Origin of the sequence: Nocardioides sp. (genome assembly GCF_030149505.1) — a bacterium.
Taxonomy (GTDB): domain Bacteria; phylum Actinomycetota; class Actinomycetes; order Propionibacteriales; family Nocardioidaceae; genus Nocardioides.
Map to the genome: position 1 here is coordinate 1 of NZ_JASBRN010000042.1, position 14,276 is coordinate 14,276.

Below are 14,276 nucleotides of genomic sequence, written 5' to 3' on the forward strand. Positions count from 1 at the left end.
CCTACCGAGGCCATCAACGGCCGCCTCGAACACCTACGCGGATCAGCCCTCGGCTTCCGCAACCTGACCAACTACATCGCCAGGAGCCTGCTCGAGACCGGCGGCTTCAGACCCCAACTACACCCCGGTCTGTGAAGAGCCGTGAAACCTGCCATTGCAGTCGGACTATCCCGCGCCGGCGCCTATCACGGCAGCTGGAACACGTACCGACACGCCAGGTACGTCAGCGCCGCCATGCCGCCGGCCATGGGGAACGTGAGCACCCAGGCGGCGACGATCGAGCGGGCGACCCCCCACCGCACGGCGGAGAAGCGCTTGGTCGCGCCGGCGCCCATGACGGCGGAGGTGATGGTGTGGGTGGTGGAGATCGGCGCCTCGAAGACGTACGCCGTCGTGTAGAGCACCGAGGCGGCGACCGACTCCGAGGCGAACCCGCGGGCCGGGTCGAGGTGGATGATGCGGCGCCCGAGGGTCCGCATGATCCGCCAGCCGCCGGCCCAGGTGCCGAGCGAGATCGCGGCGGCGGCGGAGAAGATGACCCAGAACGGCAGCGGGTCGCCGGGCTGGACGTAGTTGCCGGCGAGCAGCGCCAGGAAGATCACGCCCATCGTCTTCTGGGCGTCCTGCAGCCCGTGGCCGAGCGCCATGGCGGCGGCCGAGACGGTCTGCGCGAGCTTGAAGCCGCGCTGGGCCTTGGCGGGGTGGGAGCGTCGGAAGCCCCACATGATCGCGAGCATCACCGCGAAGCCGAGGGAGAAGGCCACCAGCGGCGAGAGCAGCATGGGGATGACGACCTTGGAGATCACGACGTCCCAGTTGGCGGTGGCGCCGGCGGCGACCGCCGAGCCCACGAGCCCGCCGATGAGGGCGTGGGAGGAGGAGGACGGCAGGCCGTACCACCAGGTGATGAGGTTCCACGCGATCGCGCCGACCAGGCCGGCGAGCACGATCACCAGCGCGTGCGAGCCCGTCCCGGGGTCGATGGTGTCGGAGACCGTCGTGGCGACCTTCTGCCCGAGGAAGGCGCCGATGAAGTTCATGATCGCCGCCATGGCCAGCGCCACCCGGGGCGTCAGGGCCCGCGTCGAGACGGAGGTCGCGATCGCGTTGGCGGCGTCGTGGAAGCCGTTGGTGTAGTCGAAGACCAGAGCGACGACGACGACGGCGATGATGATCGCCAGCTCCACGCTCAGGACTCCTTGACGGCGATCTGCTCGACCGTGTTCGCGACCTTCTCGAACGCGTCGATCGCGTGCTCGAGGGTCTCGGTGATGTCCTTGAGCTTGAGGACCTCCATGGCCTTGTACTCACCGGAGAACAGGGCGGCCAGGATGCGGCGGTGGTTCTTGTCGCCGGCGTTCTCGAGCCGGTTGATCTCGATCCAGTACTCCGAGAGCTCGCTCATCGACCGCAGCCGCGGCATCGCCTCGGCGGTGATCTCGGCGCAGCGACGGATCAGCTCAACCTGGCCGGACAGCGCCTCAGGCATGGCCTTGACCTCGTAGAGCAGGACCATGTCGACGACCTCGTCCATCATGTCCATCACGTCGTCGAGGCCGGAGGCCAGCGCGTAGATGTCCTCGCGGTCGAAGGGCGTGATGAAGGTGGAGTTCACCTTCTTGACGATGTCGTGCGTCGTCTCGTCCGCGGCGTGCTCGGCCTCGCGCATCCGCTGGGCCACGCTCTCGTGGTCCGCGCCGGCGGTGAACATCTCCGCCAGCAGCCCGGCACCCGTGACCAGGTGGGCGGCGGACTCGGAGAACATGTCGTAGAAGGCGTGCTCGACTGGTCGGAAGCGCAGACCCACGGGGGACCTCTTCAGCTCGGACGACAGGACCGTCCGACAGACTAGGGCCCAGGTGACCGTCGCGTGAAAGTCAGGCGTCCGGGAGGTGGATCACAGGCGTCCGGGCGGCAACCTCAGGCCCCTCAGGAGCCGGTACGCCGCCGCCGCTGCCGCTCGATCAGCTCCTCCTGCAGGTGCACCTCTCCGGTGTTGCGGTGCCAGGTGCCGTCCGGGTCGAGGACCCAGGCGCTGGTGCGGTCGTCGAAGGCCAGGTCGAGCAGCTCGCCGACCTCGGCGACCGACTCCGCGGCCGGCAGCCGCACCAGCACCTCGACGCGGCGGTCCAGGTTGCGGTGCATCATGTCGGCCGAGCCGATCCACGCCTGGGGCTCCCCGCCGTTCTCGAACCAGAAGATCCGGCTGTGCTCGAGGAACCGGCCCAGGACCGAGCGCACCCGGATGTTCTCCGACAGGCCCGGCACACCGGGCCGCAGCGCGCAGATGCCGCGCACCAGCAGCTCCACGGGCACGCCCTCCCGCGAGGCGAGGTAGAGGGCGTCGATGACGGCCTCGTCGACGACGGAGTTGGCCTTGAGCCGGATCCGCGCGGGCCGCCCGGCCCGGTGGTGGGCGATCTCCTCGTGGACGGCCTCGACCAGCCCGGAGCGCACCGAGTCGGGGGCGACCAGCAGCTCGGCGTACGAGGCGTTGCGCGACCAGCCCGAGAGGTTGTTGAACAGGTGCGCGACGTCCTCGGTGACCCGCTCGTCGGTGGTGATGAGGCCGAGGTCCTCGTACATCCGTGAGGTCTTGGGGTTGTAGTTGCCGGTGCCGATGTGGGCGTAGCGGCGGATGCCGCCCTGGTAGGCGCCCTCGTCGCGGACCACCATGGCGAGCTTGCAGTGGGTCTTGAGCCCGACGACGCCGTACACGACGTGACAGCCGGCCTGCTCGAGCTTGCGCGCCCAGCGGATGTTGGCCTGCTCGTCGAAGCGGGCCTTGATCTCGACGATGACCAGCACCTGCTTGCCGGCCTCGGCGGCGTCGATGAGGGCGTCGATGATCGGGGAGTCGCCGGAGGTGCGGTAGAGCGTCTGCTTGATCGCCAGCACGTGCGGGTCGGCGGCGGCCTGCTCGATGAAGCGCTGCACCGAGGTGGCGAAGGAGTCGTAGGGGTGGTGGAGCAGCACGTCGTGGCGGCGGGCGGCCTTGAAGACGTCGACCGGCGCAGCCGACTCCACCTCGGCGAGGCGGTGGTGGGTGGTGGGGACGAACGCGGGGTACTTCAGCTCCTCGCGCCCGATGTCGGCGATCGAGTGCAGCCCGCGCAAGTCCAGCGGGCCGGGGAGGCGGTAGACCTCCTCGTCGCTGACCCCGAGCTCGCTGACCAGCAGCTCGAGCACGGCGGGGTCGATGTGCTCCTCGACCTCCAGGCGCACCGGCGGGCCGAAGCGGCGGCGCAGCAGCTCCTTCTCCAGGGCCGCGAGCAGGTTCTCGGCGTCGTCCTCCTCGACCTCGAGGTCCTCGTTGCGGGTCACGCGGAAGGAGTGGACCTGGAGGATCTCCATGCCGGGGAAGAGCCGGTTGAGGTGCTCGGCGATGACGTCCTCGAGCGGCACGAACCGGTGGCCGCCGAGCGCGACGAACCGGCTGAAGATCGGTGGCACCTTCACCCGGGCGAAGTGCTGCTTCTCGGTCTTGGGGTTCTTCAGCAGCACCGCGAGGTTGAGCGAGAGCCCGGAGATGTAGGGGAAGGGGTGCGCAGGGTCGACGGCCAGCGGGGTGAGGACCGGGAAGATCCGCTCCTTGAACATCCGCTTGCACTGCTTCTGCTCGCCGCGGTCCAGGTCGGCCCACCGCACGATCTCGATGTCCTCGGCCTTGAGCGCGGGCACGATCTCGTCGCGGAACAGTCTGGCGTGACGCTCGCTGAGCTCGCCGGTGGTGGTGAGGATCTGCTCCAGGACCTCGCGCGGCATCAGGCCGCTCGCAGCCTTCACCGCGACCCCGGCCGCGATCCGGCGCTTGAGGCCGGCGACCCGCACCATGAAGAACTCGTCGAGGTTGCTGGTGAAGATCGCCAGGAACCGCACCCGCTCCAGCAGCGGCAGGTCCGGGTCCTCGGCCAGCTCCAGCACCCGCTGGTTGAACCGCAGCCACGAGACTTCGCGGTCCAGGAACCGGTCCTCGAACTCCTCGACCTCGGCCAGCGCCTCGTGGTCGGGCACGTAGGGGGGCTCGACGTCGAAGGACTCCTCGGGGGCGCCGTCGGGATTGGTCTCCTCGCGGGTCGGGACGATCTCGGCGGACATGGCCTGAGTCTCCCACCGCTCGGTGAACGGCGGGTGTCACCCGACCGGGGTCAGCGCCCGGAGGGTGCGGTGGTCGAGGTGCGAGGCGCGCCAGCGTCGAGCCGCGGGACCCGCCCGCGTCGTACGCCGCCCCGCGAGACCCTGCCCACGGCGTACGACGGCGGGCTACTGTCCCGCACGTGAGCGCCCTCGCCCGTGTCCGCGACGCCGTCGAGCGTCGTCTCCTCGTCACCACCCTCGGCCTGCCCGAGGCGGTCCAGCGCCGCCTGGCCGGTGCGCCGATCGTGCTCGACGGCCAGCAGCTGGCCACCGACACCCAGCTGCTGCTGCGGCTGAAGAAGGTCGCCCGGATCCCTCCCGCGGAGTCCCTGCCGCTGGAGGAGGCCCGCGCCGCGACCCGGCACGAGGCCGGGATGGCCGGCGGTGACCAGCCGATCGGCGAGGTCCGCGACGTGACCGCGGCCGGGATGCCGGCGCGGCTCTACGTGCCGACCTCCAGCGCCGGTGGCGAGCCGCTGCTGGTGTTCTTCCACGGTGGCGGCTTCTACGTCGGCGACCTCGACACCCACGACGCGCCGTGCCGCGTGCTGGCCGAGCGAGCGCGCGTGCGGGTGCTGGCGGTGGACTACCGGCTGGCGCCGGAGCACCCGTTCCCGGCGGCGCACGACGACGCGGAGGCGGCCTACCACTGGGCCTGCGACCACGCCCGCGAGCTCGGGGCCGACCCCGACCGGATCGGCGTCGGCGGCGACTCCGCCGGCGGCAACCTGGCCGCCGCGACCGCCATCCACGCCGCGCGCACCGGGCTGCCCTGCCGCCTGCAGCTGCTGGTCTACCCGGCCACCGACAGCGCCCGCGACGAGGACCCCGACAACCGGTCGCTGCACCTGTTCCGCGAGGGCTTCTACCTCTCGAAGGCCTACATGGACCGCGCCAACGAGGCGTACGTCGGGCCCGGCACCGACTTGCGTGACCCGCGCCTGTCCCCGGCGTACGCCGACCTCCCCGAGGGCCTGGCCCCCGCCTACCTCTGCACCGCCGGCTTCGACCCGCTGCGCGACGAGGGCGAGCACTACGCGCGGCTGCTGGAGAAGGCCGGGGTGCCCGTGACGATGCGCCGCTTCGAGGACGCCATCCACGGGTTCTTCAACGTCACCGGTGCCGGCCGCTCAGCCCCGGCTGCCGTGGCCGAGGTCGTCGAGGCGGTCCGGGCCGGGCTGCACTGAGTCCGGGGCGCGGCCGGGGTACTCCGAACGAAAAGTCACCCTCAGCTCGAGTTGAGGGTGACTTTTCGTTCGGACTAGCCCGCGATGCCCCTCAGAGCCCCGGCCGCCACCGGCGCAGCTCCCGCAGGAACGCCTCGGGCTCGACCATGGAGGCATCGACCACCACCGGCGGCAGAGCCCGGCGCAGGAACCGCACCTGCCAGCCGCGCTGCCCCGGCTCGCCCACGACCTCGAGGTCGGTGCCGGTGTCGTAGACGTCGAAGCGGTGGTGGGTCTCCCCGGAGCGGATGTCGACGACGCCGTGGTCGTCGATCGTGACGTGCGCCGTCGTACGCCGGGAGCGGGCGGCCACGAAGAGCAGCAGCAGCGCGAGCAGCAGCAGCCCGCCACCCACGCGCGCACCTCCCAGGCCGGCCGCGAGCAGCCCGCCGCCGGCCAGCGCGCCGACCACGGCCAGACCGCCTGCGACCAGGGGCACCCGGTGCGGGGGAGCGGCCACCGCGACGGGGCCGGTCGTCGCGGGCGCAGTTGTGGAGGAGGAAGCAGCCTCTGACGCCGGGGCCGCGGCTGCCGCCGGGGCCGGGGCGGAGAACGGAGCCGCCGGGGGTTCCGAGGCCAGCTCCGCGGTGATCCGGGGGATCGAGCCGGTGGTGGCGCCGAGCGAGAACCGCTTGTGCTTCCCCGACCCCTCGAGCAGCTCCTCGCGCGCCTCGGCGAGGGCGACGGCGAGCTCGGTGGCGCGCCGCTCGGCCTCGAGCCGGGCGGCGATCTCGGCCTCGGCGATCTCGGCCTGGTGCCGCACGGACGCCTCGACCGACTGCCGGTCGATGCCGCGCTGGCTGGCGGCCTCCTCCGCGTCCGCACGGGCGGTGATGGCCTCCACCAGCTTCGCCTCGGCGGCCTCGCGGGCGGCGACCTGCTCCGCGAGCCCCGCCAGCACCTCCGACGTACGACGCTCCGCAGCCTCGCGCTCGGCGACCGCTTCCGCAGCCAGTCGGGCGTGCTCCTGGGCGTCGGCCTCGGCGACGGCGCGAGCCTCCAGGGCCTCGGCGACGGCCTGCTCGGCGGCGGTCCGGGCGGCGACGGCCTCCTCCGCGAGCCGGGTCTGCTCGGCGGCGAGCGCCTCGGCGGCGGTGCGGCCCTCGAGGGCGACCCGCAGGGCCTCCTCGGCAGTGAGCGTGGCCGCGTGGGCCTCGGCCACGGCTGCAGCCTGGGCGGCGGTCGCCTGCGCGGCCTCCTCCGCGGCGACCCGGGCCGCCTGCTCGGCCTGCTCGCGCAGCGCCTGGGCCTCCCCGGCGTGCAGGGCGGCGGCACGCGCCGCCTCCTCGGCCTCGCTGCGAGCCGTGTGCGCGGCCAGCGCCACCTGGGTCTGCTCGGTGACGGCCTGCTCGGCGGCGAGTCGGGCCGCCTCGGCCTCCGCCATCGCCGCACGGGCTCGCTCCTCGGCCTCCTCGGCGAGCACGCGGGCACGCTCCTCGGCGGCCACGGAGGTCGCCTGCGCCTCGGCGAGGGCGGTCCGGGCCTGCTCCTCCGCTGCCGCCAGGGCCGCGCGGGACTGCTCCTCGGCGGCGGCCAGCGCAGCCTGCACCCGCTCCTCGGCCGCAGCGGTGGCGGCCCGTGCCTCCTCGGCAGCGGCAAGCGCACGGGCGTCGGACGCCTCCATAGCCAGGCGGGACTGCTCCTCGGCTGCGGCGAGCGCCGCCTGCACCCGCTCCTCGGCTGCGGTGGTGGCCGCACGGGCCTCCTCGACCGCCACCCGGGCGGCCTCCTCGGCCGCGGCGCGGGCCTCGGCGTGCTCGGCGGCGACCCGGTCGGCCTCCGCGCGCGCCTCGGCGGAGGCAGCAGCGGCCTGCTCGGCGGCCTCGCGGGCGGCGTGGGCCGCAGCGGCCTGCTCAGCCGCGGCGGTCGCGGACTGCTCGGCCTCGCGCCGGTCGGCCTGGGCCATCTCGGCGAACTCGCCCACCAGCCGGGCCGCCTCCTCAGCGGCTTCGCGCGCCGCCTGGGCCTCTGTGGCGGTGTTCGCGGCGACCGCGGCGGCCTGCTCGGCCTCGGTGCGGGCGCGGTGGGCCTCGGTGGCGGTGACGACCGCGGCGGCCGCGGCCTCCTCGGCGGCGGCGCGGGCCTCGGCGTGCTCGGCGGCGACCCGGTCGGCCTCGGCGCGGGCGTCCGCAGCCTCCGCGGCCGCGGTCTCGGCCGCCTCGCGGGCGGCGTGCGCGGCGGTGGCGGTCTCGTGCGCGGTGCGCGCGTCGTGCTCGGCGTTCTCGCGGTCGGAGTGGGCGTGGGTGGCGGCCTCCGCGTGGGCGCGGGTCGCCTCCTCGGCAGCGGTACGCGCCTGCTGCGCAGCCTCCGCCTCCTCGGTGCGGGCCCGGGCGGCCTCCTCGGCAGCCGCCCGCGCGGCCTGCGCCTCCTCGGCGGCGGTGGCGGCCTCTGCGGCCAGCACCTCGGCGGCCTCGCGGGCGTTGGCCGCGGCCGCGGCGCTGGTGTCGGCGGCCGCGCGACGACGCGCCTGCTCGGCCGCGAGCTCCTGGGCCTCCACGGCGAGGGTCTCGGCGGCCTCGCGGGCGGCGTACGCCTCGGTCAGCGCGGACTCCGCCGCCTCCCGCGCGGCCAGCGCCTCGGCCAGCGCCGTCTCCGCGGACTCCCGCGCGGCCAGCGCCTCGGCGAGCCGGTCCTCGGCCTCGGCCAGCCGGGCGTCGGACTCGCTGCGGCCCTGCAGTGCCTCGGCGGCCCGCTCCTCGGCGATCATCCGCACGGCGGCCTGCTCGGAGGCCGCCTTCTCGGCCGCGGCCCGCAGCGCTGCGAACCGCTCCGCGGCAGCGGTCTGCTCGGCCACCCGGGCCTCGAGCTCCTCGACGGTGGGGCCGGTGTCCTTGCGGCGCAGCCAGCGACGCCCGGCCTCCCCGCCAGTGGGGGAGTCGGTCGGCGGCACGTCGGGGGAGGTCATCGCGGGCAGCAGCCTACTCAGGTGCAGCCCTCTCGCGGGGGACGGAAACCGCTCGTCGAAAGACAGACCGAACACGTCGGCCAGCCAGCGGTCCCCGCGGAGCGGGCGCGCCGCAGGGGCCCGTTCGGTCTGCGTTTTGACGAACCTCCCCGCCCGAACGGCTAGTAGACGAGCGCCTGCGCCCCCTCGGCGAGGACCTCCTCGGCGAAGGTCGCGGCCCCCGCGACCCGCACGCCCTCGCGCACGTCGGCCTCACCGATCCCGCGGCGCGCGGCGCACTGGGTGCACAGGGTGACGGTGCCGGTGGCGAGGACCACGCCCAACAGGTCCTCGACCGGGGTCGCGTGCTCGAGCCCGAGGTCGGCGCCGCGACCGGGGACCGCCCACCAGGACGCCTCGCCGGTCAGCCACAGCGACACCTGGGCGCCCGCCGCCGCGGCCGAGGCCGCCACCGTGAACGCCTGGCTCGCCCGCTCGGGCGCGTCCTCCGCGCAGGTCACCTTCACCACGAGTGTCCGGGTCACGTCCCCCACCCTAGGTCGGCAGGCGCGCCGCCCGCGTACGGTGGAGGGGTGGCGTTCGAGCTCCCCCCCAACCTGCACCCGAACTGTGGTCCCGTCGCCTGGCTGCTCGGCAGCTGGATCGGCAACGGCCACGGCGACTACCCGACGATCGAGCCGTTCCAGTACGGCCAGGAGATCGTGTTCCAGCAGGACGGTCGCCCCTTCTTCCACTACTTCGCGCGGTCCTGGGTGATCGACGAGAACGGCGAGAAGGTGCGCGACGCTGCCCAGGAGACCGGCTTCCTGCGCTGCCCCGAGCCCGGCAAGGTCGAGATGGTGCTCGCGCACAACATCGGCTTCTCCGAGATCTGGTACGGCGAGGCCGCCGACGGCAAGCTCGAGCTGCGCACCGCCGGGGTCGGCTACACCGAGACCGCCAAGGAGGTCACCTCCGGGCACCGGCTCTACGGCAACGTCGAGGGCGACCTGCTCTACGCGTACGACATGGGCGCGGTCGGCGAGGACCTCCAGCCGCACCTGTGGGCGCGGCTGAAGCGGGGCTGACATGCCCTCCTCTGTCGCCAGCCCGCTGTTGGACCTGCCGGGAGCGGTCGCCGGTGACGGCGTCGACGCCCCGGTCGCCGCGCACTACGGCTCCTTCAACGCCGAGCAGCGCACCCTGGAGTCCGGAGCCGGCTTCGTCGACCTCTCGCACCGCGACGTCGTGCGGATCAGCGGACCCGACCGGCTGACCTGGCTTCACTCGCTCACCACCCAGCACTTCCTCGCGCTCCGGCCCCGCGAGTGGACCAGCGCGCTGATCCTGTCGCCGCAGGGTCACGTCGAGCACGCGATGACCGGGTACGACGACGGGGAGTCGTTCTGGGCGCACACCGAGCCCGGCGCGTCCGGGTCGATGCTGGAGTTCCTGCAGCGGATGGTCTTCATGACCCGTGTCGAGCTCGCCGACGTCACCGACGACTGGGCGGTCGCCTGGCGGGGGCGCAGTGACGGCCCGACGTACGACCTGGTGCCGCGCGGCGAGCTCACGGCGTACGCCGACGCAGCCGGCCCCGCGTGCGGGATGTGGGCCTTCGAGGCGCTGCGCATCGCGCGCGGCGAGCCGCGGCACCTGGTCGACACCGACGAGCGGACGATCCCCAACGAGGTCGGCTGGGTCGGGCCGGCCGTGCACCTCGACAAGGGCTGCTACCGCGGGCAGGAGACCGTCGCGCGGGTGCACACCCTCGGGCGGCCCCCGCGCCGCCTGACCCTGCTCCACCTCGACGGCACCGAGAACCGCCTCCCCGCCCGCGGCGCCCCGCTGCTCCTGGGCTCCGGTGAGTCCACAAAGACCGTCGGGTTCGTCGGCTCCTCGGCCCGCCACCACGAGCTCGGCCCGATCGCCCTGGCGATGGTCAAGCGCAACGTCCCGCTCGAGGTGACCCTCGAGGTCGACGGGATGCCGGCCGCCCAGGAGGTCGTCGTCGACCCCGAGGTCGGCTTGCACGTGCGCCCCAACCTCAAGCGCTGAGCCCACCCCCACCGGCTCGAGAGAGGCGGCTCCCGGGGCGGGAGTCTCAGGACCGCCCCGGGAGCCGTCGACGCGTCAGGTGTGCATGGGGACTGACGTGTCGTTCGTGGGTCAGCTGTCGACCAGCTGACGGGCGTGGGCGCGGGCGCGCTCCCGCTCGCGGGGGGTCTGGTGGTAGGCGGAGACGTGCGGGCAGGCGTGGCCGTGCCGCATCCGGCAGCGCACGGAGCGCCAGAGCTTCTTGACCATGCGGGCGTGTGCTCCTTGATCGGTCCCGAGAGGGCCAGGCCCCCGGGCTGCTCCAGGGACGATGGTGCAACGAAAGTAAAGACCATCAGTGACACGTGTTCGTAGACGTGGATGGATCGGTCTGGACCAGTGCGGCCGTCCCTGGCAGGGAGGGGGCCGGCGGAGGGGGTCAGCGGCGGTACATCACGTGCGTGTCCCGGGGGTCGTGGGTGAACCCCAGCTTGTCGCGGTAGACCCGGATCGCCGCGGCGTTGTCGGACTCGACGTAGAGGATCACCTCGCGCACCCCGCGCGCGTGCAGGTGGTGCAGGCCGGCGAGCGTCAGCAGCCGCCCGAGGCCCAGTCCCTGCGACTCGGGGGAGATGGCGACGACGTACACCTCGCCGGTGTCGCGCTCGGCGACCTTGGTCCAGTGGAAGCCGAGCATCCGGCCCTCGGTGGGGGAGCCGGGTCGGTGGTCGATGGCCACGAGCAGGCCCTCGGGCCGGAACCACGACTCCGCACAGCGCTCCGCGAACGCCTCCTCGTCCATCTGCCCCTGCTCGGGGTGGCTGGCGAAGGCGGCGGCGTTGAGCGCCAGCAGTTCCGCGGTCTCGGCCGGGTCCTCGGGACGGAAGCCGCGGATCTCGACACCGTCCGGTACGCCGGAGCCGGGCGCGTCCAGCGGCTCGAGCTCGAGCGTGGCGGGCCGGCGCATCACCCACAGCTCGCGGACCGCCGCGAACCCGTGCCGTGCCGCCAACGCCCGCGCAGCCGGGTGGTCGGCGTGCGACCACGCCTCGAGTGGTCGGGGCGGGAAGACGTCCCCCAGCAGGGCCTTGAGCAGCCCGCCCCCGACGCCGGTGCCGCGGTGCTCCGGGTCGACGCACAGGTGCACCTGGTCCTCGGCGAGCAGGGCGAAACCCTCCGGCTGCACCCACCCGCGGATCCCCTCGGGACGGTTGCGGAGCTCGAGGAGCGTGGCCTCGTCGAGCGGGGCGGTGCCGTCGGCCTCCTCGGCCCGCGCCGCGGTGTGCAGGACCTGCCGGGTCTCCTCGGGAGTCACCTGCTCGAGGCTAGCCCGCCCCCGGGCAGCCGGCCCAGGGACCTCCGGCCCGACCCGGACCACCGCTCACTCGGCGCTTCTTCGACGGTGACTTGGCGCTGGTTCGAGCGTGACTCGGCGCCACCTCGACGGTGGGTCGGCACTCGTTCGAGGGGGCCCGACGCGCCGGCTCAGGCCTCGACCGCGTCCTCGTCCCGCGAGATCCGCGAGTCCGCGGCGGCCCGGCTCTCCTTGGCGGGCAGGACGAACCGGTAGCCCACGTTGCGCACGGTGCCGATGAGCGTCTCGTTCTCGGGGCCGAGCTTGGCGCGCAGGCGCCGCACGTGGACGTCCACGGTGCGGGTGCCGCCGAAGTAGTCGTAGCCCCAGACCTCCTGGAGCAGCTGCTGGCGGCTGAAGACCCGGCCCGGGTGCTGGGCGAGGAACTTCAGCAGCTCGAACTCCTTGAACGTCAGGTCCAGCGGTCGGCCGCTGACCTTCGCGGTGTACGTCGCCTCGTCGACGAGCACCTCCCCGGAGCGGATGAGGTGCGCGTCCGGGTCGGCGGCGTCGCGCTGCGCGGCGAGCCGGCCGATGGCCAACTTGATCCGGGCCTCGAGCTCGGCCGGGCCGCACGTGTGGAGGACGACGTCGTCCATGCCCCAGTCGTGGGTGACCACGGACAGCCCGCCCTCGGTGACGACCAGGAGGACGGGGACGTCGGTGCCCGTCGTACGGATGAGGCGGCACAGGTCGCGTGCGTGCGCGAGGTCCTGGCGACCGTCGACGAGCAGCAGGTCGGAGTCGGGCGCCTCGAGCAGTGCGCTGCCCTCGGCGGGCAGGATCTTGACCTGGTGGCCGAGCAGCGCGAGGCCGGGGAGGACCTCGGCGGAGGGTTGCAGGGCGCTCGTCAGGAGCAGCAGGGTGCTCATGTGGTGGTCTCCTCCCGGGCGGGGGCGGGGACCGAAACGCGTCGTCGGGCTCCGGCCGGGTGCAGCTGCGTGCTTGGCTTACCTTATCGACACCTCCCGGACACGATGGAAGGTTCTCCAGGTGAGTGAGACGCAGGTCATCACGGTGCGGTACTGGGCGGGCGCCAAGCACGCCGCCGGCACCGACCTCGACGAGGTCGCGTCCGCGGGCCCGCTGACGCTCACCGAGCTGCGGGAGCGCGCGGTCGCGCTGCACCCGGGCACGCGGTTGGGCGAGGTGCTCGCGGTCTGCTCCGCGCTGGTCGGCGACCTGCCTGTGGGCTCCGCCGATCCGGGCGAGGTGGTCGTGCGGCCCGGGGAGACCGTGGAGTTCCTGCCACCCTTCGCCGGCGGCTGAGCCGCGGCGGTGCCGTGCTGCGTGCGGGCGGCTGAGGCTCAGGCCCCGCCGGCCGGGTCGTCCGACCGGCTACCGAGGTCGAAGGCCCGTCCGCACGCGACGGCCAGGGGCAGGGGCAGCAACAACCACGCCGACACGGCCAGCGCCACCACGAGGGTCGTCACCATCTCTCCTCCACGGTCTCTCCGGAGTCCGTGCTCCGAGTTCGATCCTCCGGATCGACCCGGATGGCGCGCACCTGAGGTGGTCCGGACCAGCGGTCGCTCCCGGGTACGCCGGAGCCCGGCCCGCGCGTGGGCGGACCGGGCTCGGGGTCGGGCGCGGGTGACGGTCAGGACTCGATCGCGACGGTCTCCTGCTCGGGAGCGGCGGCCACCTGGATCTTGCGCGGCTTGGCCTTCTCGGCGACGGGGACGACCAGGCGCAGCACGCCGGCGTCGTACGTCGCCTCGATCCGGTCGAGGTCGAGGTTGTCCCCGAGGACGAGCTGGCGGCTGAAGACGCCCGTCGGACGCTCGGAGGCCAGGCGCTCCCAGTCGCCGTTGCGGGCGACGCGCTCGGCGCGGACGGTCAGGACGTTGCGCTCGACGTCGAGGTCGATGGACTCGCGGGCCACGCCCGGCAGGTCGAACTCGATGACGAAGCGGTCGCCCTCGCGCCAGGCGTCCATCGGCATGACGGCCGGGCGGTTGGTGGTCCCCAGCAGCTGCTGGGTCAGGCGGTCGAAGTCGCGGAACGGGTCGGTGGTGCGGAGCAGCATGGGGTCCTCCTGGTTCTTCGGGTCGATCGGTCAGGACGGGTGGTACGCCGGGGTCTGCGTAAGTCCGTCGTACCTGTATCAACGGATACAGGTTTGTTGTATTCCATCGATCAGCGAAGATCAACCCCGTGACCCCACCTCGTGACGCCCCGCGCGACGACCGGCCGACCGAGCGCCGGCGCGGGGTCTTCGCGATCTCGGTGGCGGCCGACATGGTGCGGATGGAGGTCCAGAACCTTCGCGTCTACGAGCGGCGCGGGCTGCTCACCCCCGACCGCACCGATGGGGGCACCCGGCTCTACTCCCAGGCCGACATCGAGGTGCTCCACCGCATCCGCGAGCTGCTGGCCGAGGGGCTCAACATCGCCGGGATCGCGAAGGTGCTCGAGCTGGAGGAGCGGGTACGCCGCCTCGAGGCCCGGCTGCGCGCGTCGCGCTCCTGAGAGCGCTCATCGCCGCTAGGTTCCGCTCAGTGTCAGGGTGAGGCTCGCCGCGATCAGCGGCTGGTTGGATCCTGAGCACCCGGTGTCTGGCTCATAGGTTCATTGTCGCCTTCGGGTTGATGAGCATGCGTTTTGCCGGCATCGGGTGTGAAGGACCGGCCGGCGT

15 protein-coding genes and 1 pseudogene are annotated in these 14,276 nt (G+C 73.4%); 6 read left to right on the top strand and 10 right to left on the bottom strand.

Going from position 1 to position 14,276, the window contains the following annotated elements; all coding sequences use genetic code 11:
- Positions 1–135: pseudogene (locus Q1V71_RS07775) on the top strand (ISL3 family transposase); the annotation flags it as partial.
- A gap of 50 nt (positions 136–185) precedes the next feature.
- On the opposite strand, the gene Q1V71_RS07780 reads toward Q1V71_RS07775, so the two are convergent.
- The 3 genes from Q1V71_RS07780 to Q1V71_RS07790 form a co-directional block, all read right to left on the bottom strand.
- Entirely contained in the window at positions 186–1,187 is a 1,002-nt protein-coding gene (locus Q1V71_RS07780; RefSeq protein WP_300642625.1) for an inorganic phosphate transporter, read from the bottom strand.
- Positions 1,188–1,189: 2 nt separating this feature from the next.
- On the bottom strand, positions 1,190–1,807 hold the full coding sequence (locus Q1V71_RS07785) for a DUF47 domain-containing protein (protein ID WP_300642636.1): 618 nt from the start codon (positions 1,805–1,807) through the stop codon (positions 1,190–1,192).
- A gap of 122 nt (positions 1,808–1,929) precedes the next feature.
- Entirely contained in the window at positions 1,930–4,098 is a 2,169-nt protein-coding gene (locus Q1V71_RS07790) for an RNA degradosome polyphosphate kinase (RefSeq protein ID WP_300642638.1), read from the bottom strand.
- 179 nt (positions 4,099–4,277) lie between these two features.
- On the opposite strand from Q1V71_RS07790, the gene Q1V71_RS07795 reads away from it, so the two are divergent.
- On the top strand, positions 4,278–5,324 hold the full coding sequence (locus tag Q1V71_RS07795) for an alpha/beta hydrolase (RefSeq protein WP_300642640.1): 1,047 nt from the start codon (positions 4,278–4,280) through the stop codon (positions 5,322–5,324).
- Positions 5,325–5,415: 91 nt separating this feature from the next.
- Here Q1V71_RS07795 and Q1V71_RS07800 read toward each other — a convergent pair whose 3' ends face one another.
- On the bottom strand, positions 5,416–8,268 hold the full coding sequence (locus tag Q1V71_RS07800) for a hypothetical protein (RefSeq protein WP_300642642.1): 2,853 nt from the start codon (positions 8,266–8,268) through the stop codon (positions 5,416–5,418).
- Between the two features lie 161 nt (positions 8,269–8,429).
- Positions 8,430–8,792: a DsrE family protein gene (locus Q1V71_RS07805; protein ID WP_300642645.1), complete on the bottom strand. Its 363-nt coding sequence runs from the start codon at positions 8,790–8,792 to the stop codon at positions 8,430–8,432.
- 48 nt (positions 8,793–8,840) lie between these two features.
- Between Q1V71_RS07805 and Q1V71_RS07810 the strand changes: the two genes are divergently transcribed.
- Both Q1V71_RS07810 and Q1V71_RS07815 read left to right on the top strand, forming a co-directional pair.
- On the top strand, positions 8,841–9,335 hold the full coding sequence (locus Q1V71_RS07810) for an FABP family protein (RefSeq protein ID WP_300642647.1): 495 nt from the start codon (positions 8,841–8,843) through the stop codon (positions 9,333–9,335).
- A gap of 1 nt (position 9,336) precedes the next feature.
- On the top strand, positions 9,337–10,305 hold the full coding sequence (locus Q1V71_RS07815) for a folate-binding protein (RefSeq protein ID WP_300642649.1): 969 nt from the start codon (positions 9,337–9,339) through the stop codon (positions 10,303–10,305).
- Between the two features lie 111 nt (positions 10,306–10,416).
- On the opposite strand, the gene Q1V71_RS07820 is transcribed toward Q1V71_RS07815, so the two are convergent.
- From Q1V71_RS07820 to Q1V71_RS07830, 3 genes are all read right to left on the bottom strand, one after another.
- On the bottom strand, positions 10,417–10,554 hold the full coding sequence (locus Q1V71_RS07820) for a hypothetical protein (protein ID WP_300642651.1): 138 nt from the start codon (positions 10,552–10,554) through the stop codon (positions 10,417–10,419).
- 169 nt (positions 10,555–10,723) lie between these two features.
- Entirely contained in the window at positions 10,724–11,599 is an 876-nt protein-coding gene (gene mshD, locus Q1V71_RS07825) for a mycothiol synthase (RefSeq protein ID WP_300642653.1), read from the bottom strand.
- 170 nt (positions 11,600–11,769) lie between these two features.
- A complete protein-coding gene (locus tag Q1V71_RS07830) occupies positions 11,770–12,510 on the bottom strand; it encodes a response regulator transcription factor (protein ID WP_300642654.1) in 741 nt (246 codons plus the stop codon).
- 121 nt (positions 12,511–12,631) lie between these two features.
- On the opposite strand from Q1V71_RS07830, the gene Q1V71_RS07835 reads away from it, so the two are divergent.
- Positions 12,632–12,907, top strand: coding sequence for a MoaD/ThiS family protein (locus Q1V71_RS07835; protein WP_300642656.1), 276 nt, complete (start codon positions 12,632–12,634; stop codon positions 12,905–12,907).
- 38 nt (positions 12,908–12,945) lie between these two features.
- Here the strand turns inward: Q1V71_RS07835 and Q1V71_RS07840 are convergent, their stop codons facing one another.
- Both Q1V71_RS07840 and Q1V71_RS07845 read right to left on the bottom strand, forming a co-directional pair.
- Entirely contained in the window at positions 12,946–13,071 is a 126-nt protein-coding gene (locus Q1V71_RS07840; RefSeq protein ID WP_300642658.1) for a hypothetical protein, read from the bottom strand.
- A gap of 167 nt (positions 13,072–13,238) precedes the next feature.
- On the bottom strand, positions 13,239–13,667 hold the full coding sequence (locus Q1V71_RS07845; RefSeq protein WP_300642660.1) for an Hsp20 family protein: 429 nt from the start codon (positions 13,665–13,667) through the stop codon (positions 13,239–13,241).
- Positions 13,668–13,795: 128 nt separating this feature from the next.
- Here Q1V71_RS07845 and Q1V71_RS07850 point away from each other — a divergent pair, with 128 nt between their 5' ends.
- Positions 13,796–14,110 (top strand): MerR family transcriptional regulator, encoded by a 315-nt coding sequence (locus tag Q1V71_RS07850; RefSeq protein ID WP_300642661.1) that lies wholly within the window; start codon positions 13,796–13,798, stop codon positions 14,108–14,110.
- Positions 14,111–14,276 lie beyond the last annotated feature (166 nt).